This is a genomic window from Streptomyces sp. SCA2-17 (assembly GCF_044336695.1).
In genome coordinates this window covers 167,898-188,831 of the sequence record NZ_CP117521.1, presented here as the reverse complement: position 1 = coordinate 188,831, position 20,934 = coordinate 167,898, and the positions used below count along the sequence as shown (strand labels likewise).

Below are 20,934 nucleotides of genomic sequence, written 5' to 3'. Positions count from 1 at the left end.
GGACTCGGAGGAATGCACTGCATGGGGTGGGTTCGTCCCGTTTCCCATGATTCGAGTCTCGGAGCGGGGCAGCCGTGCGGAACAGGGGTTGTCCGTTGCCTCGGTGGACGAGGCGGCGGGCAACCGCCCCCCACCGGCCGTGATGCGCAAGTGGGGGAGGGGCTGCCTGAGGGAGCGTCAGGGGCGGAGTGTCAGGGGCATCCGGGGGCGTACGGCACGTCCGGCAGGAGGCGCTCCCAGAGCCGCCGGTCCGTGGCGCTGCCCAGCGCCCGGCACGTGCGCGCGAGGACGCCGGGCACGTCCAGGTCCCACCAGCGCACCGTGCCGTCCTCCGCCACGGACACCACCGGCCCGTCGTCGCCGAGGAAGGCCGCGGAGCGGACGCGGCCGGTGTGGCCGGTGAGCGTCAGCAGCGGCCGGCCGGTGGCCGGGTCCCAGATCCGTACGGTGTTGTCGCGGCCGGTGCTCACCAGCCGGGTGCCGGCCGGGTTGAAGGCCACCGAGGTGACGGGGCCGGTGTGCCCGGCGAGGGTGCGCAGGCTCCTGGTGCTCGCAGGGTCCCAGAGCTTGACGGTGTGGTCGCGGCCGGCCGTGGCCAGCATGCCGTGCCCGTCCGCGGCCAGGCCCAGGACGGTGTCCTCGTGCTCGGCCAGCCGGCGCAGCTCGCGGCCGTCGGAGAGCCGCCAGATCCGGGCGGTGTTGTCGAGGCTGCCGGTGGCGAGGGTCGCCCGGTCGAGGAACAGCACGCGGTAGACGGCGTCGTCGTGGCCCACCAGCGACTGCTCCGCCAGCGCCCCGTCCCCGGCGAGCCGCCACACCTTCGCGCTGTGGTCCTCGCTCGCCGTCGCGAGGGCCCCGGCGTCCCCGGGGCGGAAAGCCACCGAGGTGACCGCCCGCTCGTGGGCCCGCCAGCGGTGGACCGGCCGCCGGGGGTCGGCGGTGCGCCACACGGTGGTGGTGCCGTGCTCGTCGCCCGCCGCGAAGAGCGCCCCGTCGGGGCTGAACGCCACCGCGCGCACCGGCTCCTGTCCCGCCGTCACCGTGCGCAGGCCGCGGTCGGCGGTGCGCAGCAGCCGCACGGTGCCGTCCCGGCCCGCGACGGCGAGGAGGGAGCGGTCCGGGCTGAGGGCCCCGTCCTGCCAGGCCGAGCCCGGCAGCGGGGTGGTGACGGCGGCCTGCGGGGTCCACAGGCGCACCGAGCCGTCCTCGCCGGACGTCGCCAGCGTGCGGCCGTCGGGGGAGTAGGCGATGCCGTGGACGGGGCCGATGTGGCTGGCGAGCTGGGCGACGCGGCGGCCCTCGGCGATGTCCCAGATGCCGGCGGTGTCGTCCTGGCTGGCCGCGGCCAGCTGCCTGCCGTCCGGCGAGAACGCCACACCGAACACGGAGTCGGAAAGACCTTCGAGGGCGGCTTCCCGCCGGCCGGTCCGGGTGTCCCACAGGCCGATGCGGTCCTGCCACTCGCCGGTGGCCAGCCGGCGCCCGTCCGGCGAGAAGGCCAGGGCCCGCACGCGGCCGAACTCCCGGGTGCCGACGACCCTCGCGCGCCCGCCGGGCACGTCGAGCAGCCACACCCGCCCGTCCCGGCCGGCGGCCGCCACCTGCCGGCCGTCGCCGCTGACGGCCACGGCGTACAGCAACCCCAGGCCTGCGTCCCGCACTTCCGTACGGGGCCGGCCGCCGCCCAGGTGCGTCAGCCGTACCGTGCCGTCCTCGCCCGCCGAGGCCAGCAGGTCCCCGCGGTCCGAGAGGGCCACGCCGCGGACGGCGCCGCCGTGCCTGCTCGCCCCGGGCAGGGCGAGCGGTGCGGGGCGGCCGCCCGCACGGTCCTGGAGCGTCACGGCGCCCGCCTCGTCGCCCCACGCGACCGTGCCGCGGACCCGCGCCGCGGCCAGCGCCCGGACAGCGGCCCCGGTCGCCGTCACCGCCGCCTGCCGGTGCGTACCGGCGTCCCACTCCCGTACGGTCGCGTCCGCGCCCGCCGACAGCAGCCGTTTCCCGCCGGGCAGCCAGGCCACGGCAAAGGCGCGCCCGCGGTGGCCGGTCAGCCGCCCGGCGTACGGCAGCGCCTGCGTGCTCAGCACGGCGCTGGCCGCGGCCGCGGTGTGGGCGTCGCGCCACGCGCCCGTCGCGAGGAGCATCGCCACCTCGGGGCGGGGCGCGCCGCCCGCGACGGCGCGGAAGGCCAGCTCCTGGGAGTGGGCCACGTGCCGCTCGGCCTCCGCCCGCAGGCTCTGGTGCACCGACGTCGCCCCGCCGGCCAGCGTGAGCACCAGCAGCACGGCCAGCGACACCAGCAGGCGGCGGAGGCGGCCGGCCCGGCGGCGTTCGGTCTCCCGCTCGGCCGCGGCCAGCGCCGTCGCCGCGTCCAGGAACGCCCGCTCGGCCCGGCCCACGGCGGCCAGGGGATGCCCGGCCACGTCGCGGGCGGCCGCCAGCCTGCTGCCCCGCGGCAGCAGCGCGGGGTCGCGCCCCTCCGCCTCCCACTGCCCGGCCGCCGCGCTGAGCTGCTGCAAGCCGTGCAGCGCCGCGGCGTCGGCCTCGATCCACCCGTGCAGCCGCGGCCACGCCCGCAGCACCGCCTCGTGGGCCAGCGTGACCCGGTCGGCGTCGACGGACAGCAGCCGCGCCCGCGTGAAGGCCTCCACGACCTCCAGCGCCGCCCCGGCCTGCGCGCCGAGGTCCCGCGACAGCCGCTCCTGCGACACCCTCCGGCGCGCGGACCGCCCGTCCTGGTCGACCCGTACGAGCTGGAGCAGTACGGCCCGCGCGGCGTCCCGGCAGCCGGGGGACAGCCGCCCGTACGCCCGTTCCGCCGTCGCCGCGACGGCCCCGGCGATGCCGCCCGCCTGCTGGTAGCCCTCGACGGTCAGCAGCCTGCCGCGGCGCCGCTGCCACGTCGCCAGCAGGGCGTGGGACAGCAGCGGCAGCGCACCGGGCTCGTACGCGCCGCCGTCCTCCCCGCCGCTCTCCCCCTGACCGTCGCCGCCCGCCCCCAGATCGCGCAGGATCAGCTCGGCCAGGCCCGGCTCCAGCTCCAGGCCCACCGCCTGCGCCGGCCGCACCACGGCCTCCCGCAGCTCCTGCGCCCGCATCGGCTCCAGGGGCAGCTGGCCCGTGCGCAGCGCGGCCGCCAGCTCGGGGAACGCCAGGCACTTGCCGTAGAAGTCGGCCCGCATGCCCAGGATCACCAGCGCCGCGGAGCCGCCGCGGCCGCCCGCGTGCTCCGGGACCGTCGCCAGCGCGTGCACGGCGCGGACGAAATCCGCGCGCTCCCGGGCGTCCGGGCACAGCGTGAAGACCTCCTCGAACTGGTCGACGACGAGCACGGCCCGCTTCGGGGCTGCCGTCGCACCGTCCGGATCCGCTCCGCCCGGCCGCCGGTTCGCCTGCCGGGGGCGGCGGTTGAGGGCGGCGTGCGCGGCCCGGGCCAGGGCCTCCGCCCCGCCGCCGGCCAGTGCCCGGCGCAGGTGGTCCCGGTCCGCCCCGGAGGCGTCCGCCAGCCGGGCCAGGAGCTCCCCGACCGGCTGCTCGCCGGGGTGCATCGTCACCACCGGCCAGCGGCTCGACCCGGGCACCGGCAGCACGCCGCGCCGCAGCTCGGGCACCAGCCCGGCGTGCAGCAGCGACGTCTTGCCCGTGCCCGACGCCGCGACCACGGCGACCGGCCCGGAGCCGTCCAGGCGCTCGGTCAGCTGACGGACGAGCGCGGCCGTCGCCCGGTCCCGGCCGAAGAACCAGCCCGCGTCGGCGGCGTCGAAGGCGGCCAGGCCGCGGTACGGGCACACCTCCAGCAGCCCGGAGCGCGCCGTCCGGCGTCCGCCGTCCGGCTCCGGCACCAGGCGGGTCAGCGCGCCGCCGGCCCCGAGGACCTCCTCGCACCGCCGGGCCACCTCCGGCGTCATCGGCTTCTCGCCGGTCTCGACCCGGCTCAGATAGCCCTTGGTGTAGTGCACGAGCCGGGACAGCCCGGCCAGCGACATGCCCCGCTGCTGCCGCAGCCGGCGCAGCTCCTCGCCGGGGGCGACGGCCGTCGAGGGGGAAGGGCCGCCCTGGTCACGGCCGTCTCCGCGTGGGTGCACGGTCCCCCCCCACCCTTCCGTTCTCCGTCTTCCGTACTTCCCGTCCGAGCCCGCCGGCAGGTCGTTTCGTTTCGCTCAGGCCTGCATAGCGGCCCGGGGGAGGCAGGCCCACCCATCGGGGCGACAAAACAGCCCAACGAGTGACTAAATGCCCAGGTTTCGGGAGGGAGAGTGGGTTTTCGGAGCGGTGCGGGTACGGGGGTGCGCCGGGTTCCGGGCCTTCCGGGGAGCGTCAGCGCCGGCCGGGCATCCCCGCCGAGGCGTTGTAGCGCAGCAGGTAGGCGGCGAAGCGGTCGAGGTCGGCGCCGTCCCAGTCGCCGAGGCGCTCCCGGAAGGCGTCGCGGCGGTTGGCGGCGACCTGGGCGAGCGTCTCGGTGCCGCGGGCCGTCAGGTGCAGCACCTGGGCGCGCTGGTCCTCGGGGGCGGGCCGCCGCTCGATCAGGCCGAGCCGTTCCAGGGCCGCGATCTGCCGGCTGACCGTGGACTTGTCCAGCAGGTAGTGCGCCGCCAGGTCCGTGGCGCGGCATCCGCCCTGCTCCTCCAGGTGGGCGAGGAGGGTGTACGAGACCAGCGACAGCTCGGGGTGCAGGCGGGCCGCGGCGGCCCGGGCGCGGCGGGCGAAGGCGGTCAGTTCGCGCTGGATCGTCTCCAGGGACGCGTCACGGTCGGGCACGGCACTTCCTTTCGGGTCTGGTTGTATAGTACAACTTAAGAGTGAAGTTGTATAAGTCAACTATTTTCCAGGGAGTCGACGAAGCACCATGGGACCCGACACCCGCGGCGCGCTGCGCCACGTACTGACCCACCTGCTGACCCCGCTGCTGATGTGCATCGGCATGGGCCTCGCCTACCTCGGCGCGTTCTCGCAGCCCACGCCGCACGACCTCCCCGTCGCCGTCGTGGGGTCCGGGCCGGGCGCGAGCACCCTGGCGCGCGGCATCGCCGACAAGGCGGGCGACAAGCTCGCCGTCCGCACCGTCGCCGACCGCGACGCCGCCGTCAGCGCCCTCCGCCACCAGGAGGTATTCGGCGCCTACGTGCCCGACCGGCACGCCCCCGAGCTGCTGGTCGCCACGGCCGGCTCCGACACCACCGCCGTGGCCGTGCAGAAGGTCTTCACGCCCGTCGCGGCCCGCACCGGCGCCCCGCTCAAGGTGACCGACGTCGCGCGGCCCGCCGACGGCGACCCGACCGGCCAGGGCATCTTCTTCCTGCTGGTCGCGCTCAGCATCGGCTCGTACGCCTCCGTCGCCGTGCTCGGCGCCGCGGGCGCCACCCTGCCGATGCGGCTACGGGCCGCGCTGGCGGTGGCGACGTCGCTGGTCGTCAGCGTCTTCGGCGCGGTCCTGGCCGGGCCCGTCTTCCACCTCGTCGACCACGGCCTCGCCGGCCTGTGGGGCATGGCCTGGGCCTACTCGGCCGGCATCCTCCTCGTCGGCGTCGGGCTGCACACCTTCCTCAAGCGCTGGACGACGCTGGGCATGATGGTGCTCTTCGTGATGCTCAACTTCACCAGCGCGGGCGGCGTGTACCGGCCCGAGCTGCAGAACGGCTTCTTCGCCGGGCTGCACTCCTTCTGGAACGGCGCCGGCTTCGTCGAGGGCACCCGCAGCCTCGTCTACTTCGACAGCAACGGACTCGGCGGGCACGTGGTGACGCTGGCGCTGTGGCTGCTCGTGGGCATGGCCGTGACCGCCGCCGCGTGGTACGCGGAGACGCGCAAGCGCCGGCCGGCGGCGAAGCACCGGGACGCCGGGCCCGCGGCGGAGGAGGAGATGGAGGAGACGGTCGGGGTGTGAGGCACCCCGGCCCCGGGCCGGGCGCGGGGCCCGGTCCGGCGGCCGGAGCTCCTACAACGGCCACCCGTACATCGGCGACCGCCGGGGCTCGGGCGCCGCCCCCACCGCGGCGACGTCGTGCTCCGCGGTGTGCAGCAGCTGCTCGCCGAGGTCGCGCAGGGCCCGGCCGGCCGCGAACTCGTCGCCGATCTCCGGGATGTCCCTGTCGCCCGGCGCGCACGTCGCCGCCCCGCGGCCCGTGACGGTCGTCGTCCCGGTGTCGAGCGTGGCGCGGGCCCTCGTCCTGCCCTCGGCGTCCTCGACCAGGTCGACGTGAACGTTCCACTCCACTGTGTGCGGCATGGCCGGCTCCTCTGCTGCCTTCTGCTCGCGTCTCCCTCCAGCTTCGCCCCACCGCGGACGCTTCCGCGAGCCCTGGCGGCCCGGCCCCGGCGGGACCAAGCTGGAGGGGAGCACGCCGCACGGGAGACAGCCTTGGGGACACCGACGGGCAACGCCATCGACATCGTCTCGCTGACCAAGCGCTACGGCCGCACGGTCGGCGTCGAAGGCCTCGACATCAGCGTCGCCGAGGGCGAGGTCTTCGGCTTCCTCGGGCCCAACGGCGCGGGCAAGACCACCACCATGCGCTGCCTCGTCGGCCTGCTGCGGCCCACGGAGGGCAGCGTCCGCGTCCTCGGCCGCGACCCGGTCGCCGAGCACCTGAGCCTCGCCCCGTGCCTCGGCTACCTCCCCGGGGAACTGCGGCTCTACCCCGAGCTGACCGGCCGCGAGACCCTGCGGCTGCTCGCGACGCTGCAAGGCGCCCCCGCGCCCCGCCAGGAGGAGCTGTGCGCGCGCCTGGAGCTCACCGGGGCGGACCTCGACCGCACCGTGCGCGCGTACTCGCGCGGCATGAAGCAGAAGCTCGGCCTCGTCCAGGCCCTCCAGCACGAACCCGAACTCGTCGTCCTCGACGAGCCCACCGAAGGCCTCGACCCGCTCGTCCAGGAGACCTTCTACGCCCTCCTGGCCGAGCTCGGCCGCTCCGGCCGCACCGTCCTGCTCTCCAGCCACGTCCTGCCCGAGGTGCAGCGGACGTGCCGGCGGGTGGCGATCATCCGGGCCGGCCGCCTGGTGACCACCGCGACCGTCGCCGCCCTGCGCGAGGCCCGGGCCCGCAAGGTGCGGCTGACCTTCGCCGACGGCCTCGGCCGGCGGCCCCTCGGCGCCGCCGACCACTGGTCGCCCGACTGGCACGGCGACCAAGCCGTCCTCATGATCCCCCCGGACCGCACGGTCGCCGCCCTCCGCGAGCTCCTGGCCCTGCCGGTGCGGGACGTCACCGTCGAGGAGGCCGGCCTGGACGAGGCGTTCCTCGACCTCTACCGCAGCACCGCGCCCGCGCAGGAGCCGCCGCCATGACCGGCCGCCGGTTCCGTTCCTCCGGCTTCCCTCTCATGAGGCTGGCCCTGCACCGCCGCCGCCGGATGATCGCCGCCCTCACCCTCGGCATGGCCGTCTTCGAGGCCCTCATCGTCGTGATCACGACCACCGTGTCGGCGGAACAGATCTTCGGCGCGGGCGGGCGCAACCCGCCGGGTGCGTTCAAGGCGTTCAGCGGCTCGAACGGCGACGTGTCGATCGCCAGCTACCCCGGCCTGCTGGGCGCCGGGCTCACCCACCCGTTCTGGATCGCCCTGCAGCTGACCGCCATCGGCTCACTGGCCGCCGCCGCGGTCGCCGCCGACGTCGAGGCGGGCACCGTCGAGCTGCTCATGGTCCGGCCGGTGTCCCGGGCCCGGCTGCTGGCCGAGCGGACCGGCGCGCTCGTCCTGGTCTCCCTGCTGCTCAACGCGGCCGCGACGCTCGCCGTGGCCGCGGGCGTCGCGCTGTCGCCGGACCTGCACGCGGACGTCCCGCTCAGCGGCGTCTTCGCGGCCGGACTGCTGGGCTTCGGCTTCTGCCTGTGCCTGACCGGGCCCGCGCTGGCCGTCTCCGCCGCGGGCCGCAGCCGGGCGCACGTCGTCGGAGCGACCATCGCCTTCGGCGCCGTCGGCTTCGCGGTCAACTTCGTCGCCCTGGCCTGGTCGAAGGCGGCGCCCCTGCGCTTCGTCAGCCCCTTCCACTACTACGCGCCGGGTGACGTGCTCGCCCACGGCTCCGTCCCCTGGGGTCAGTTCGCGGTCCTCGCCGGTGTCGGTGCCGCGGGCATCGCCCTGGCCTTCCGCCTCCTGGCGCGCCGCGATCTGGCCCCGTGACGCGCTCCTGGTGGAACGGCGGCCCCGGCCGCAGACTTGGCGCATGGAGCAGATGGTGTCGGTCAGAGACGGTGAGGTCTGGGCGGACGACTCGGAAGGGGGAGGGGGCGGCCCGCGGGCGGGCGGCCTGCCGCTGGTGCTGCTGCACCCCGGTGTCGGGGACTCGCGGATCTGGGACCCGGTCCTCCCGCGCCTCGTGGAGCGGCACCGGGTCATCCGCTTCGACGTGCGCGGGTACGGGCGGTCCCCGGCGCCCACGGCGACGTACTCCCTGGCGGAGGACCTGGCGGCGGTCCTCGACCACTTCGGCCTGAGCCGGGCCGCCCTGGCCGGCTCCAGCATGGGCGGGGGCGCCGCCGTGAACCTCGCGCTGGCCGACACCGCGCGGGTCGCGGCGCTCGCGCTGCTGGTCCCGGACGTGACGGGCTACGAGGGGCTCGCCTCGTCCGCCTTCATGGCCGAGGTCGAGCGGCTGGCCGGCGCGGGCGACATGGACGGCCTGGTGGCCCTCACCCTGCGGGCCTGCGGCGCCGCGGGCCGGGACGGCGACGCGGAGGCCGCGGCCCACCTGCGGTCGGCGATCCCGGCGTGGTTCACCAACTACCCCTACCAGGTGCCGGACGCACCCGCCTTCGACCGGCTCGGCGAACTGTCCGTGCCGTGCGTGCTGGCCCTCGGCGAGAAGGACCGCCCCGAGGTGATCCGCTGCAACGAGGAAATGGCGGCCCGCATCCCCGGCTGCCGCCTGACCAGACTGCGGGACAGCGACCACTTCCCGACCCTCCGCGAACCGGAAGCGGTGGCCCGCCTGATCCTGGACTCCTGCGAGGACGCGAGCTGACGGTGCGGGCGCCCCTGAAGTTCCCGGCGAGGGGGGCACCCTCCGTGAGCCCATGGCCGTACCCGGCCGGTAGAATCGCGTTCCCACAGCGGTAGCTGCGCCGCACGTCGGTCAGGAAGAGGTTCGTCCATGGACGGCGAGAAGCGGGCGGAGCGCCAGATCGCCCTCCGAGTGCTGGTCTACGTGTTCATCACGCACCTCTTCGCCGGCTTCATCTGGCTGCTCTTCTACCTCGGCGGGCACGCCGACCAGTGATCGTCCGCGGCCCCGAAGGGGCGCGGGGAACTGCGCGACCAGCCCCCACCGGCCCGCAGATGACGCACTCCACTTCCCGCTCCCGCGCAGCGCTTAGCCGGCCCCGCCCCCGAGCAGCTTCTCCGGAGTGATCGGCAGGTCCCGTACCCGCACCCCCGTCGCGTGGTGGACCGCGTTCGCGACCGCCGCCGCCGTGCCGACGATGCCGATCTCGCCGATGCCCTTGCTCCCCATCGGGTTGAGCAGGGGATCGGTCTCGTCGATCCAGTGCGCCTCGATGCCGTGGATGTCCGCGTGCGTCGGCACGTGGTACGAGGCGAGGTCCCGCTCGGCGAAGTCGCCGAACCGCGGATCCATGGTGCTGCCCTCCAGCAGCGCCATGCCCACCCCCATCGTCATCCCGCCGATGAACTGGCTGCGGGCCGTGCGGGCGTTGAGGATCCGGCCCGCGGCGAAGACGCCGAGGAGGCGGCGTACCCGTACCTCCCCGGTGTCCGTGTCGACCGTCACCTCCGCGAACTGCGCGCCGAAAGACGCCATCGCGTGCGGCGGATCGGAAGGGATGTCGTCCGTGGTGTCGGCCGTGGCGGTCAGGCCGCCGGGCGGCACCGTGCCGCCGTGCCCGTCGACCCTCTCGATCAGCGTGCGGCAGGCCTTGTGCACGGCCCACCCCCACGAGCCGGTGCCCCCGGAGCCCCCGGCGAGCCACGCCGAGGGCAGGTCGCTGCTGCCGATCTCGACGGCGACCCGGTCGAGGGCCACGCCGAGCGCCTCGGCCGCGATCAGCGCGACGACGGTGCGGGCGCCCGTGCCGATGTCGGTGGCGTTGATCCGGACCCGGTAGCGGCCGGCCTCGTTGACGTGCGCCTCCGCGGAGGACGGCATGTGGAAGACGGGGTAGTAGGAGGAGGCCACCCCGGTGCCGACGAGCAGCCGCCCCTCGGCGCGCGAGCGCGGCCGGGGATCGCGCGCGTCCCAGCCGAAGCGGCGCGCCCCCTCGCGCAGGCACTCCACGAGGTGCCGGCTGCTGTACGGCTTCCCGCTGTCCGGTTCGGACGCGGAGTCGTTGCGCACCCGCAGCTCGACGGGGTCGACCCCGGCGGCGTACGCGAGCTCGTCCATCGCGCACTCCAGCGCGTACATCCCGGGGGCCTCGCCCGGTGCCCGCATCCACGACGGGCTCGGGACGTCGAGCGCGGCGACCCGGTGCGTGGTGCGGCTGTTCGGCGAGACGTACATGGCGCGCGACGGGGCCGCCGCCTGCTCCACGAACTCCCGCACGGTGGAGGTGTGCGTGGTGACCTCGTGCGCGAGCGCGCTGATCGCACCGTCCTCGCCCGCCCCGAGCCGCAGCCGCTGCACGAGCGGCGCCCGGTGGCCCACGACGGCCGCGAGCTGGGCCCGCGGCAGCGCGAGCCGGACGGGCCGGCCCGTGTGCCGGGCGGCCATCGCGGCCAGCACGACCTGCGGGCGGGGCGTGCCCTTGCAGCCGAAGCCGCCGCCCACGTGCTCGGCGACGACCGTGATCCGCTCCTTGTCCATGCCGAACACCTCGGCCAGCGCCTCCTGCACGGCATTCGCGCCCTGGCAGGAGTCGTACGCGACGAGCCGGCCGTCCTCCCAGCGGGCCGTCGTGGCGTGCGGCTCCATGGGGTGGTTGTGCAGGGCGCGCGTCGTGTACGTGGCGTCGACGCGCACGGGCGCGCTCGCGTACGCACCGTCGAAGTCGCCCCGCTCCCGGCTGCCCGGGATCCCGGGGTTGACCACGTCGGGGGCGAAGAGGCGCGGGTGGCCGGGCGTGAGCACGACGTCGTGGTCCTCGGGCGCGTACGAGACGCGCACCGCGGCCGCCATGGCCCGGGCGGCCTCCGTCGTGTCGGCGACCGCCAGCGCCACGTACCAGCCGCGGTGCGGCACCCGGTCGTCCTGCAGCACCAGCAGGGCGCCGTCTTCCGTCTCCTTCAGGCGCGGCGCGTTCTCGTGCGTCAGGACGGCCACGGCGCCGGGCTCGGCGAGCGCCGCGTCGGCATCGATCGCCACGACCCTGCCGCGCGGGACCGTGGCGGGGACGGGCCACGCGTACGCCATGCGGGGCGGCGCGTGCTCGGCGGCGTACCGGGCCGTGCCGGTGACCTTCTCGCGGCCTTCGAGCCGTACGGGTCCAGGAGTGCTCATGATCCGTTCCCCTCCCCGGCCGGCGCGGCGAGATCGCCGAGCATCCGTACCGCCAGGTTCCGGGCCAGCCGCACCTTGAAGCCGTTCTCGCGCAGCGGCTCGGCCGCCGCCAGCTCGGCCTCCGCGGCCCGCGCGAACGACTCCTCCGTGGCCGGGGCGCCGCGCAGCGCCTCCTCCGCCACCCGCGCCCGCCACGGCTTGTGGGCCAGCCCCCCGAAGGCCAGCCGGACGTCCTCCACGGCTCCGGCGCGCACGTCGAGCACCGCGGCGACGGAGGCGAGCGCGAAGGCGTACGAGGCGCGGTCGCGCGCCTTCCGGTACGCCGAGCGCCCCGGGGGCGGCGCCGGCAGCCCGACGGCCACGATGAGCTCGGCGGGCTCGATGACCGTGTCGCGGTGCGGTTCGTCGCCGGGCAGCCGGTGGAAGTCGCAGAGCAGCACGCTGCGTTCGCCGCCGGGGCCGCGCAGGTGCACGACCGCGTCGAGCGCCGCGAGGGCCACGGCCATGTCGGAGGGGTTCGTGGCGACGCACATCGGCGAGTGGCCGAGCACGGCGAGGTCGCGGTGGACGCCCTCGCGGGCGGGGCAGCCGCTGCCCGGCTCCCGCTTGTTGCACGGCTTGGCCACGTCCTGGAAGTACAGGCAGCGGGTGCGCTGGAGGAGGTTCCCGCCCGTGGTGGCCGTGTTGCGGATCTGCCCGGAGGCGCCCGCCAGCACCGCCTGGGACAGCGCGGGGTAGCGGGTCCGCACGGCGGGGTGGGCGGCGAGGTCGCTGTTGCGGACGTTCGCGCCGATGCGCAGCCCGCCGTCCGGCGTCTCCCGGACCTCCGTGAGCGGCAGCCGCCCGATGTCCACCAGCAGACCGGGGGAGGCGACCCCCAGCTTCATCAGGTCCACCAGGTTCGTGCCGCCGCCGAGGAACATCCCGCCGGGCGAGGCCGCGACGGCCGCGATCGCCTCGTCGACGCCGCCGGCGCGCTCGTACGCGAACGTCTTCACCGCGTCACGTCCTCGATCGCCGCGACGATGTTCCCGTACGCGCCGCACCGGCACAGGTTCCCGCTCATCCGCTCGCGGATCTCCTCGGGGGAGAGGGCGACGGGTGCATCGGAGGGCGCCGCCCCGACGGGCGGTGTCACCAGGGACGGCGCGCCCGCGCCCGCCTCGGCGATCATCCCCAGCGCGGAACAGAGCTGCCCCGGCGTGCAGTAGCCGCACTGGAACCCGTCGCGCTCCAGGAACGCCTCCTGGAGCGGGTGCAGCGCGTTCCCTTCGGCCAGGCCCTCCACGGTGGTGACCTCCGCACCGTCGTGCGCGACGGCCAGCAGCAGACAGCTGTTCGTACGCCGCCCGTCGACCAGCACCGTGCACGCCCCGCACTGCGCGTGATCGCACCCCTTCTTGGCCCCGGTCAGCCCCAGGTGCTCCCGCAGCGCGTCGAGCACGGTCGTCCGGTGATCGAGGTCCAGGCTGTGCTGCACACCGTTGACACGCAGCGTCACGGTGGAGGTGGTCTCCGGTGGCTCCACGGCGCCTCGCCTTCCCAGTTCTCCCGCCGGCACCGTCACGAAGTCCCCGCTCCCCGCACCGGCTAACGCCCCGGCGCCGCGGTACACCCGTTCGCTTCAGGCGGGCTGGGCTGGATGGATCTCAGGCGAGGACGCCGACGCGGGAGGCGAGTCGTCGCGCCGTCCCCGCCACCCTCAGACCTCCTGCGCCGCCTCCCCGTGCCACGCCCCCGTGACCGCCGCGACGACCACCGAGCCGATGACGATCAGGCGGTGGGTCAGCGCGTCGAGCTGCTGCCGCTGGGCGGGCGGGAGGTGCCAGTCCTCCCACCACGTGACCTGCTCCTGCGTGCGGGGCGTGGGCGACTCGGCCGCCCAGGCGTCGCGCAGATGGGCGGCGAGCGGGGTCACGGCGCGGGCGTGCTCGGCGTAGGCCGAGATCAGGGCCGTCATATGACTGGCCGGCAGGTGGCTGTACCACTGGTTGCGGAGGTTCTCGGCGAGGGCCGCCACGTCCTCCAGCCACAGCACGTGCTGGGTGATCCACCCCTGCGGGTCGGCGCTGCGCGGCATGTCCGGCAGCAGGCGCGGCTCCAGCGCGTCGCGGTGGGCGAGGAACGTCCGGCCGAGGGCCAGCTCGTCGTCGTGGGGCATCCAGACGCGCTCGCCCAGGGCGACCGCGGCGGCATCGACAGCATCAACAGGATGGGTCATTTGATCACTTTACGGGTCTGAACGGAGCGCTCCGCACGCCCCTGCCCGGGCGTACGCGGCCGTTGGGTGGACGGGGCGGGCGGTGGGCGACGGGCGCAAGCGAGTGTATGCGCCGGGCGCACGCTCGCCCGACGGGGCATCATGGCCGCATGACGAGCCTCGGCCTGCCCGGATCCATTCGCGCATGTCTGTTCGATCTCGACGGGGTGCTGACGCGGACGGCGACCGTCCACGCGGCCGCCTGGAAGGAGATGTTCGACGCCTTTCTGAAGGCACGGGACGGCGCCGGCTTCCGTCCCTTCGACGCGGTGGAGGACTACGACCAGTACGTGGACGGCATGCCCCGGGCCGACGGCGTGCGTTCGTTCCTCGCCTCGCGGGGTATCCGCCTGCCCGAGGGGGCCCCGGACGACCCGCCGGAGCGGGACACCGTCCAGGGCCTCGGCACACGCAAGAACGCAATCGTCCTGGAGAAGATCAAGGAGATGGGCGTGGAGGCGTACGAGGGTTCGGTGCGCTACGTGCACGCGGCCCGCGCCGCCGGGCTGCGCCGGGCCGTCGTCTCCTCCAGCGCCAACTGCCACGACGTGCTCGTCGCCGCCGGCATCGACGACCTGTTCGAGGTGCGTATCGACGGCCTGGTCGCGGCCGAGCGCAAGCTGCCCGGAAAACCGCACCCGGACACCTTTCTGGAGGCGGCCCGGGAGCTCGGGGCGGAGCCGGGGCAGGCCGCCGTCTTCGAGGACGCGCTGGCGGGCATGGAGGCGGGCCGGTCGGGTTCCTTCGGCTACGTCGTGGGCGTCGACCGCGTCGGCCAGGCCGACGCCCTGCGCAGCCACGGCGCGGACGTGGTGGTCCAGGATCTGGAGCAACTGCTGGGAGAGGCGGGCGAACACACGTGATCACCCATCCGGCCTATGCCGTAGAGCCCTGGTGCCTGCGCGAGACCGCGCTCAATCTGGAGGTGCTGCCGCAGAGCGAGTCCGTCTTCGCCCTCGCCAACGGGCACATCGGCTGGCGCGGAAACCTGGACGAGGGCGAGCCGCACGGCCTGCCGGGCGCCTATCTGAACGGGGTGTACGAGCTGCGGCCGCTGCCGTACGCCGAGGCCGGCTACGGCTATCCGGAGTCCGGGCAGACCGTCATCGACGTCACCAACGGCAAGGTGATCCGGCTGCTCGTCGACGACGAGCCCTTCGACCTGCGCTACGGACGGCTCGTCCACCACGAGCGGGAACTGGACTTCCGCACCGGCCTGCTCAAGCGCACCGTCGAGTGGACCTCTCCCTCCGGCCGCACGGTGCGGGTGCGCTCGACGCGGCTCGTGTCCTTCACCCAGCGGGCGGTCGCCGCCATCGCCTACGAGGTCGAGCCGGTCGACGGCGACGCGCGCATCGTCCTCCAGTCGGAGCTCGTGGCTAACGAGCAGCTGCCCAGCGCCGGCGGGGACCCGCGGGTGGCGGCCGTGCTGGAGTCGCCGCTGGTGGCGGAGGAGCACTCGGCCGAGGAGGGCGTCCTGCGCCTGGTGCACCGCACCCAGCGCAGCGGGCTGCGGATCGCGACCGCCGCCGTCCACACCGTGGACGGGCCCGAGAGCACGCGCACGTACGCGAAGAGCACGGAGGACCTGAGCCGCTTCACCGTCACCTCGGTGCTGCGGCCCGGGCAGCGGCTGCGGCTGGAGAAGACCGTCGCCTACGGCTGGTCGGGCGCCCGCTCCCTGCCGGCGATGCACGACCAGGTGGACGCGGCGCTGGCGGGCGCGACCAGCACCGGCTGGGAGGGGCTGCGCGCCGAGCAGGAGCAGTTCCTGCGGGAGTTCTGGGAGCGCGCGGACGTGGAGGTCGACGGCGACGCCGAGATCCAGCAGGCCGTGCGGTTCGCGCTGTTCCACGTGCTCCAGGCGGGGGCCCGCGCGGAGTGCCGAGCCATCGCCGCCAAGGGGCTGACCGGCCCGGGCTACGACGGGCACAGCTTCTGGGACACCGAGACGTTCGTCCTGCCCGTGCTCACGTGCACGGCCCCGCTGGCTGCCGCGCAGCCGCTGCGCTGGCGCCACGCCACCCTGCCGGCCGCGCTCAACCGCGCCCAGCAGCTGGGGCTGAAGGGCGCGGCCTTCCCCTGGCGGACCCTCAACGGCGACGAGTGCTCGGCGTACTGGCCGGCCGGCACGGCCGCGTTCCACGTCAACGCCGACATCGCGGACGCCGTGGTGCGCTACCTCCACGCCACGGGCGACGTGGTCTTCGAGCGGGAGGTCGGCCTGGAGCTGCTGATCCACACGGCGCGGCTGTGGCGCTCCCTGGGCCACCACGACCACCAGGGGCGGTTCCACATCGACGGGGTGACGGGCCCGGACGAGTACAGCGCCATCGCCGACGACAACGTCTACACGAACCTGATGGCCCAGCAGAACCTGCGGGCCGCGGCGGACGCCGCCGAGCGCCACCCGGACCTGGCGGGGGGCTTCGGGGTGGACGACGAGGAGACGGCCGAGTGGCGGGACGCCGCGGAGCGGATGAACCTGCCGTACAACGACGCGCTCGGTGTCCACGAGCAGTCCAACGGCTTCACGGGCCACCAGCTGTGGGACTTCGCGGGCACCCGCCCCGACCAGTACCCGCTGATGCTGCACTTCCCCTACTTCGACATCTACCGCAAGCAGGTCATCAAGCAGGCGGACCTGGTCATGGCCATGTACCTGCGCGGGGACGCCTTCACCGAGGACGAGAAGGCCCGCAACTTCGCCTACTACGAGCCGCTGACGGTGCGCGACTCCTCCCTGTCGGCGTGCGTCCAGGCCGTCATGGCCGCCGAGGTGGGCCAGCTGCGGCTCGCGTACGACTACCTCGGCGAGGCCGCGATGATGGACCTCTCCGACCTGGAGAGCAACACGCGCGACGGCCTGCACATCGCCTCCCTCGCGGGCACCTGGATCGCCCTCGTCGCGGGCTTCGGCGGGCTGCGCCACTTCGACGGCTCGGTCGGCTTCGCGCCGAAGCTCCCGGAGCAGCTGGGCCGGCTCGCGTTCACGGTGCAGGTGCTCCAGCGCCGGCTGCGGGTCGAGATCACGGGGCTCACCGCCACGTACGAACTGGTGGACGGCGACACGCTGGACATCGAGCACTACGGCGAGCAGGTGACGCTGAAGCAGGGCGCGGTGGTGACCCGCAAGGTGCCGCACACCCCCGAGGCCCCGGCGGTCGGGCAGCCCGCGCACCGGCAGCCCGCGCACCGGGGCTGGGCGGCGGGCCACCGCGAGCGCGGGGCGGCGGAGACGTGAGCGCGCGCCTGCTTCCGGTGCGCCCCGAACGGCCCACCACCGGTCGGCGCGGACCGGATCGGCCCGAACGCCCCTCTACCGGCCCCGCACCCGCGTTCGCACAATGACCTGCATGCCCTACGACCACGTGCCCGGTGACGGGCCGAACCCCCTGCGCAGACTCTCCCTCGCCGATCTGCGGCGCCGTACGAGCGCGAAGTGGCGCGCCTACCCGCCGGACGTCCTGCCGCTGTGGGTGGCCGAGATGGACGTGATGCCCGCCCCGCCGGTGGCACGCGCGCTCACCGAAGCGATCGCCCTCGGCGACACGGGCTACGACAACGGGACGGGCTACGCCGAGGCGCTGGACGCCTTCGCCAGGAAGCGCTGGGGCTGGGACGGCGTGGCCGTCGAGCGCACGGCGACCGTCGCGGACGTGATGCGCGGCTCGGTCGAGATGCTGAAGCTGGTGACCGGGGCGGGCGACGCCGTCGTCGTCAACCCGCCCGTGTACCCGCCCTTCTTCGGCTTCCTGGAGCACGAGGACCGGCGCGTCGTCGAGGCCCCGCTGGGCCCCGCCGGGCGGATCGACACCCCGGCCCTGGAAGCGGCGTTCCGGCAGGCCGCGGCGGGCGGGCGGCGGGCCGCGTACCTGCTGTGCAACCCGCACAACCCCACCGGCACGGTCCACACGCGCGCGGAACTGGCGGCGGTGGCGGAGCTGGCGGGCGCGTACGGCATACGGGTCGTGGCCGACGAGATCCACGCCCCGCTGGTGCTGCCGGGCGCGGAGTACGTGCCGTACCTGTCGGTGCCCGGCACGGAGGACGCCTTCGCCCTGCTCTCCGCGTCGAAGGCCTGGAACCTGGCCGGGCTCAAGGCGGCCGTCGCCATCGCCGGCCGGGGCGCCGCGGACGACCTGGCGCGGCTGCCCGAGATCGCCGGCCACGGCCCCAGCCACTTCGGGGTCCTCGCCCACACCGCGGCGCTGCGGGACGGCGGCGAGTGGCTCGACGCCGTCCTGGCGGGGCTGGACGAGAACCGGCGGCTGCTGGGCGAACTGCTGGAGCGCCACCTGCCCGGGGTCCGCCACCTGCGCCCGGAGGGCACCTACCTGGCGTGGCTGGACTGCCGGGCGCTCGGGCTGGGGGACGACCCGGCCGCGGTGTTCCTGGAGCGCGGCCGGGTCGCGCTGACCGGCGGACTGCCGTTCCGCACCGGCGGGGCGGGCCACGTGCGGCTGAACTTCGCCACCTCGCCGGAGCTGCTCACCGAGGGGGTGCGCAGGATGGCGGCGGCCCTGCCGTAGGGCCGCCGGGGGATGTCACGGCCTCACCGCCGGACGCTCACCGCTGGACCGTGACGTTCTCCGCCTGGGGCCCCTTGGGGCCCTGCGTGACGTCGTATTCGACCTTGTCTTCCTCGTGCAGTTCCTTGAACCCCTGCGTCTGGATGGCGGAGAAGTGGACGAACACGTCCGGGCCGCCGTCGTCCTGCGTGATGAAGCCGAAGCCCTTGTCCGCGTTGAACCACTTCACCGTGCCTGTTGCCATGTGATTCCAGTCCTTCGTCCTTCTCGCGCGGCGCGACGGGATCGGCGCGCCGGCCGTGCCGGTGACGGACCGGCCCGGTCCCTCACCTTTCCCCGCCGTGCGGGCGGAGATGCCCTCCGTCCTCCCCTCTTCACCCCTTCGGAGGGAAAGCCGCCGCTTCCCGGCACCTCTCCTCGTTTGCCCCCATTTGGCGGCACGGCACCGCTATATTCGTCGGTGTCCGTGACCGCGAGGCGGCGGAAAGGACCACGTGATCGGCTCGTACGCGTACGCATCACTGCCGGAAGCGACCGCGCGCCATCCCATGGCCCCGGCGCGCGGCCTGTACAGCAGCGACTCCTGGCTGGAGCTGCTGCGGGAGCACGGACACCGGTACCGCTGGCTGCTGATGTGCGCGCAGGAGCGCGCGGCGGCCCTCGCCCCGGTCACCGCCGGCCCTGCCGTGCAGTCCGGGCGCTACCGCCCGGGGTTCCTCCTCGACGAGCGGCTCCCGGCCGAGCGCTGCGTCGTCGCCGGGCCGCGCACCGGCTATCTCAACGAACTCCGCTACGGACCGGAGCGGCTGCCGGCCGCCGAGGTCGCCGAGGGCCTGCTCGCCGCGGAGGACCGGGAGCCCCCGCCCGCCGTCGCCCTCCTGCCGTACCTGCCGAGCGGGCCCGCCGCCGCCTTCGAGGCCGAGGGCCACCCGGCGGGCCTGATCGCGTGGGACGCCTGGCTGGACGTGCCCGGCACCGGCTTCGACGGCTATCTCGCCGGCCTGGAGAAGACCCACCGCCACCAGGTCAAGGACGACCTGCGGCGCTACACCATGGCGGGCGTCGCCTTCTCCACCCGCCCGCTGACCGGCCTCGACGACGAGATCAGCGACCTGCTGGTGCTGCACGAGCGCATGTACGGCACCGGCTACGACCGGCCCGGCGGGCGCTTCTCCCGCTATCTGGCCCGCTGCGCCGAGCTTCCCGGCGCGTACGTCGTACGGGCCCGGCTGGCGGGCCGCACGGTCGGCTGCCACCTGGTCTTCCACTACCGCGACGTGCTGTGGGTGCGGCTGATCGGCGTGGACGAGTCCCGGCCCGGGACGCGCGGCTGCTACTTCGGCCTGATGTTCTACGAGCCGCTGCGGCTGGCCCACGAGCTGGGGGCCCGCGCCGTGCACCTGGGCATCGGCACGTCCCGGGCCAAGTCGCGGCGCGGTGCGCGGCTGGAGCCGCTGTGGACGGTGGCGGTCACCGCGGGGGGCCGGGCGCGCGGCCTGGCGCGCGAGGGCCTCGCGGCCAGGGCGCTGGACCTCCCGGATCCGGCGCCTGAGGCGGACGGGCCGGTGCCGGATTCCCCATCGGCGTGGGGAAGACCGTCATGGACGGTCTGAGACGAGCCGGCGCGGGAGGTGTGGGATAAAATCCCTATATGCCAGTTTTCGGGAGTCTGAAACGGGCACCCGCACCTCCGGCGGGCTCGGCGGAGCAGATCGAGCCGTGTCACTGCGTGTGCGCCCTGGCGCACCGCGGCATGCTGCACATCTGCTCGGACGAGGCCTATCCGGATCTCGCCCTGACCCTCCGGGTCCCCGCGCTGGGCAGCGTGTCGTTCCCTGTCTGCGAAGCCTGCTACGACGCGGCGTCGCCGCGCTGGCACTACCGTTCCTGATCTCGTTTACGCGGGCCGGAGTTGACGTAACGTTCAGGAATGACCGAACACGTTGATCTCTCCGAGTTCAGTGCCCGGTACGGCGGGCTTCCCGGGCTCCGGGGCTTCCTCGCGCGGCCTCCAGGGGACGGGCCGCGGCCGGGAGTGGTCGTCCTCTTCGAGGCGTCGGGCGCGGACGCGGTCAACAAGAGGCTCAACGAGCGGATGGCCGAGGCGGGGTACCTGGCGCTGATGCCCGACCTCTACCACGGCCGGTCCCCGTACCGCTGCCTGGTGCCGACGATGCGGTCCGCCTTCTCCGGCCGCGGCCGGGTGTACGGCGACATCGAGGCGGCCCGGCAGTGGCTGCTGGCCGACCCCGGCTGCACGGGCAAGGTCGGGGTCATCGGCTTCTGCATGGGCGGCGGCTTCGCCCTCGTGCTGGCCGGGCAGGGGCGGTTCGACGCGGCGGCGGCCAACTACGGCCGGGCGCCCTCGGACGCGGACGCGGCGATGAAGGGCGCTTGCCCCGTGGTGGCCAGCTACGGCGCCAAGGACCGGGCCTTCCGCGGCTACGCGGCCACGATCAGGACGGCGCTGGAGCGCGCCGGCGTCGAGCACGACGTCAAGCTCTATCCGGAGGCCGGGCACTCGTTCTTCAACGAGGCCGACAACGTGCCGCCCGCGCTGCGGCCGGTCATGCGCGCGGTCATGGGCATCGGGCCCGAGCCGGCCGCCGCGGCGGACGCCTGGCAGCGGATCGAGACGTTCTTCGGCAAGCACTTGGCCGCGGACCGGACCTAGGGGCGGGGCCGGGTGGACCGGGCCCGGCCAGGGCGCGCTCCTGGCCGGGCCGGACCTACGGCGTGGTGCTGCGGTG

19 protein-coding genes are annotated in these 20,934 nt (G+C 74.9%); 11 read left to right on the top strand and 8 right to left on the bottom strand.

Features of this window, described 5'->3' with window-relative positions; all coding sequences use genetic code 11:
* Positions 1–191: 191 nt before the first annotated feature.
* Both PS271_RS00870 and PS271_RS00865 read right to left on the bottom strand, forming a co-directional pair.
* A complete protein-coding gene (locus PS271_RS00870; RefSeq protein WP_398379151.1) occupies positions 192–4,082 on the bottom strand; it encodes an nSTAND1 domain-containing NTPase in 3,891 nt (1,296 codons plus the stop codon).
* A gap of 232 nt (positions 4,083–4,314) precedes the next feature.
* The gene (locus PS271_RS00865) at positions 4,315–4,755 is read right to left on the bottom strand and encodes a MarR family winged helix-turn-helix transcriptional regulator (protein ID WP_398379149.1); all 441 of its coding nucleotides are present in this window, start codon (positions 4,753–4,755) and stop codon (positions 4,315–4,317) included.
* An 88-nt stretch (positions 4,756–4,843) separates the two neighbouring features.
* On the opposite strand from PS271_RS00865, the gene PS271_RS00860 reads away from it, so the two are divergent.
* The gene (locus PS271_RS00860; RefSeq protein ID WP_398379147.1) at positions 4,844–5,881 is read left to right on the top strand and encodes a hypothetical protein; all 1,038 of its coding nucleotides are present in this window, start codon (positions 4,844–4,846) and stop codon (positions 5,879–5,881) included.
* Positions 5,882–5,932: 51 nt separating this feature from the next.
* On the opposite strand, the gene PS271_RS00855 is transcribed toward PS271_RS00860, so the two are convergent.
* Positions 5,933–6,223, bottom strand: coding sequence for a dsRBD fold-containing protein (locus PS271_RS00855; RefSeq protein ID WP_356289626.1), 291 nt, complete (start codon positions 6,221–6,223; stop codon positions 5,933–5,935).
* A 132-nt stretch (positions 6,224–6,355) separates the two neighbouring features.
* On the opposite strand from PS271_RS00855, the gene PS271_RS00850 reads away from it, so the two are divergent.
* The 4 genes from PS271_RS00850 (at position 6,356) to PS271_RS00835 (ending at position 9,217) form a co-directional block, all read left to right on the top strand.
* Positions 6,356–7,285, top strand: a complete 930-nt coding sequence (locus PS271_RS00850; protein WP_398379144.1) for an ABC transporter ATP-binding protein — start codon at positions 6,356–6,358, stop codon at positions 7,283–7,285.
* On the top strand, positions 7,282–8,121 hold the full coding sequence (locus tag PS271_RS00845; RefSeq protein ID WP_398379142.1) for an ABC transporter permease subunit: 840 nt from the start codon (positions 7,282–7,284) through the stop codon (positions 8,119–8,121). The genes PS271_RS00850 and PS271_RS00845 overlap by 4 nt, the downstream gene beginning before the upstream one ends.
* A 43-nt stretch (positions 8,122–8,164) precedes the next feature.
* Positions 8,165–8,962, top strand: coding sequence for an alpha/beta fold hydrolase (locus tag PS271_RS00840; RefSeq protein ID WP_398379140.1), 798 nt, complete (start codon positions 8,165–8,167; stop codon positions 8,960–8,962).
* Positions 8,963–9,091: 129 nt separating this feature from the next.
* Complete coding sequence (locus tag PS271_RS00835; protein ID WP_398379139.1) at positions 9,092–9,217, top strand: DUF6126 family protein; 126 nt, start codon at positions 9,092–9,094, stop codon at positions 9,215–9,217.
* Positions 9,218–9,310: 93 nt separating this feature from the next.
* On the opposite strand, the gene PS271_RS00830 is transcribed toward PS271_RS00835, so the two are convergent.
* The 4 genes from PS271_RS00830 to PS271_RS00815 all read right to left on the bottom strand — a co-directional run bounded on the left by PS271_RS00830 (position 9,311) and on the right by PS271_RS00815 (position 13,613).
* Entirely contained in the window at positions 9,311–11,392 is a 2,082-nt protein-coding gene (locus PS271_RS00830) for a xanthine dehydrogenase family protein molybdopterin-binding subunit (RefSeq protein WP_398379137.1), read from the bottom strand.
* On the bottom strand, positions 11,389–12,390 hold the full coding sequence (locus PS271_RS00825; RefSeq protein ID WP_398379135.1) for an FAD binding domain-containing protein: 1,002 nt from the start codon (positions 12,388–12,390) through the stop codon (positions 11,389–11,391). The genes PS271_RS00830 and PS271_RS00825 overlap by 4 nt, the downstream gene beginning before the upstream one ends.
* Positions 12,387–12,920, bottom strand: a complete 534-nt coding sequence (locus PS271_RS00820) for a 2Fe-2S iron-sulfur cluster-binding protein (RefSeq protein WP_398379133.1) — start codon at positions 12,918–12,920, stop codon at positions 12,387–12,389. Before PS271_RS00820 ends, PS271_RS00825 begins: the two co-directional genes overlap by 4 nt.
* Before the next feature lie 174 nt (positions 12,921–13,094).
* A complete protein-coding gene (locus PS271_RS00815; protein ID WP_398379131.1) occupies positions 13,095–13,613 on the bottom strand; it encodes a hypothetical protein in 519 nt (172 codons plus the stop codon).
* Positions 13,614–13,762: 149 nt separating this feature from the next.
* Between PS271_RS00815 and PS271_RS00810 the strand changes: the two genes are divergently transcribed.
* From PS271_RS00810 to PS271_RS00800, 3 genes are all read left to right on the top strand, one after another.
* The gene (locus PS271_RS00810; protein ID WP_398379129.1) at positions 13,763–14,515 is read left to right on the top strand and encodes an HAD family hydrolase; all 753 of its coding nucleotides are present in this window, start codon (positions 13,763–13,765) and stop codon (positions 14,513–14,515) included.
* The gene (locus PS271_RS00805; protein WP_398379127.1) at positions 14,512–16,896 is read left to right on the top strand and encodes a glycoside hydrolase family 65 protein; all 2,385 of its coding nucleotides are present in this window, start codon (positions 14,512–14,514) and stop codon (positions 16,894–16,896) included. Before PS271_RS00810 ends, PS271_RS00805 begins: the two co-directional genes overlap by 4 nt.
* Before the next feature lie 103 nt (positions 16,897–16,999).
* Positions 17,000–18,184 carry a MalY/PatB family protein gene (locus PS271_RS00800; protein WP_398379125.1) on the top strand — a complete coding sequence of 395 codons (1,185 nt, stop codon included), beginning with the start codon at positions 17,000–17,002 and terminating at the stop codon, positions 18,182–18,184.
* 37 nt (positions 18,185–18,221) lie between these two features.
* Here PS271_RS00800 and PS271_RS00795 read toward each other — a convergent pair whose 3' ends face one another.
* On the bottom strand, positions 18,222–18,428 hold the full coding sequence (locus PS271_RS00795) for a cold-shock protein (RefSeq protein ID WP_398379123.1): 207 nt from the start codon (positions 18,426–18,428) through the stop codon (positions 18,222–18,224).
* A 250-nt stretch (positions 18,429–18,678) separates the two neighbouring features.
* Between PS271_RS00795 and PS271_RS00790 the strand changes: the two genes are divergently transcribed.
* The 3 genes from PS271_RS00790 to PS271_RS00780 are packed head-to-tail and all read left to right on the top strand — an operon-like array spanning position 18,679 to position 20,858.
* Positions 18,679–19,797, top strand: a complete 1,119-nt coding sequence (locus PS271_RS00790) for a GNAT family N-acetyltransferase (protein WP_398379121.1) — start codon at positions 18,679–18,681, stop codon at positions 19,795–19,797.
* A 38-nt stretch (positions 19,798–19,835) separates the two neighbouring features.
* A complete protein-coding gene (locus tag PS271_RS00785; protein WP_398379119.1) occupies positions 19,836–20,075 on the top strand; it encodes a DUF6372 family protein in 240 nt (79 codons plus the stop codon).
* Positions 20,076–20,114: 39 nt separating this feature from the next.
* Complete coding sequence (locus tag PS271_RS00780; protein ID WP_398379117.1) at positions 20,115–20,858, top strand: dienelactone hydrolase family protein; 744 nt, start codon at positions 20,115–20,117, stop codon at positions 20,856–20,858.
* Positions 20,859–20,934: the final 76 nt, after the last annotated feature.

What these genes read in the sequence shown, in the direction of transcription:
- PS271_RS00860 (WP_398379147.1), top strand. Translation starts at nt 4,844, where the DNA reads ATGGGACCCGACACCCGCGGCGCGCTGCGCCACGTACTGACCCACCTG.
- PS271_RS00855 (WP_356289626.1), bottom strand. Translation starts at nt 6,223, where the DNA reads ATGCCGCACACAGTGGAGTGGAACGTTCACGTCGACCTGGTCGAGGAC.
- PS271_RS00845 (WP_398379142.1), top strand. Translation starts at nt 7,282, where the DNA reads ATGACCGGCCGCCGGTTCCGTTCCTCCGGCTTCCCTCTCATGAGGCTG.
- PS271_RS00840 (WP_398379140.1), top strand. Translation starts at nt 8,165, where the DNA reads ATGGAGCAGATGGTGTCGGTCAGAGACGGTGAGGTCTGGGCGGACGAC.
- PS271_RS00835 (WP_398379139.1), top strand. Translation starts at nt 9,092, where the DNA reads ATGGACGGCGAGAAGCGGGCGGAGCGCCAGATCGCCCTCCGAGTGCTG.
- PS271_RS00830 (WP_398379137.1), bottom strand. Translation starts at nt 11,392, where the DNA reads ATGAGCACTCCTGGACCCGTACGGCTCGAAGGCCGCGAGAAGGTCACC.
- PS271_RS00815 (WP_398379131.1), bottom strand. Translation starts at nt 13,613, where the DNA reads ATGACCCATCCTGTTGATGCTGTCGATGCCGCCGCGGTCGCCCTGGGC.
- PS271_RS00810 (WP_398379129.1), top strand. Translation starts at nt 13,763, where the DNA reads ATGACGAGCCTCGGCCTGCCCGGATCCATTCGCGCATGTCTGTTCGAT.
- PS271_RS00800 (WP_398379125.1), top strand. Translation starts at nt 17,000, where the DNA reads ATGACCTGCATGCCCTACGACCACGTGCCCGGTGACGGGCCGAACCCC.
- PS271_RS00795 (WP_398379123.1), bottom strand. Translation starts at nt 18,428, where the DNA reads ATGGCAACAGGCACGGTGAAGTGGTTCAACGCGGACAAGGGCTTCGGC.
- PS271_RS00785 (WP_398379119.1), top strand. Translation starts at nt 19,836, where the DNA reads ATGCCAGTTTTCGGGAGTCTGAAACGGGCACCCGCACCTCCGGCGGGC.
- PS271_RS00780 (WP_398379117.1), top strand. Translation starts at nt 20,115, where the DNA reads ATGACCGAACACGTTGATCTCTCCGAGTTCAGTGCCCGGTACGGCGGG.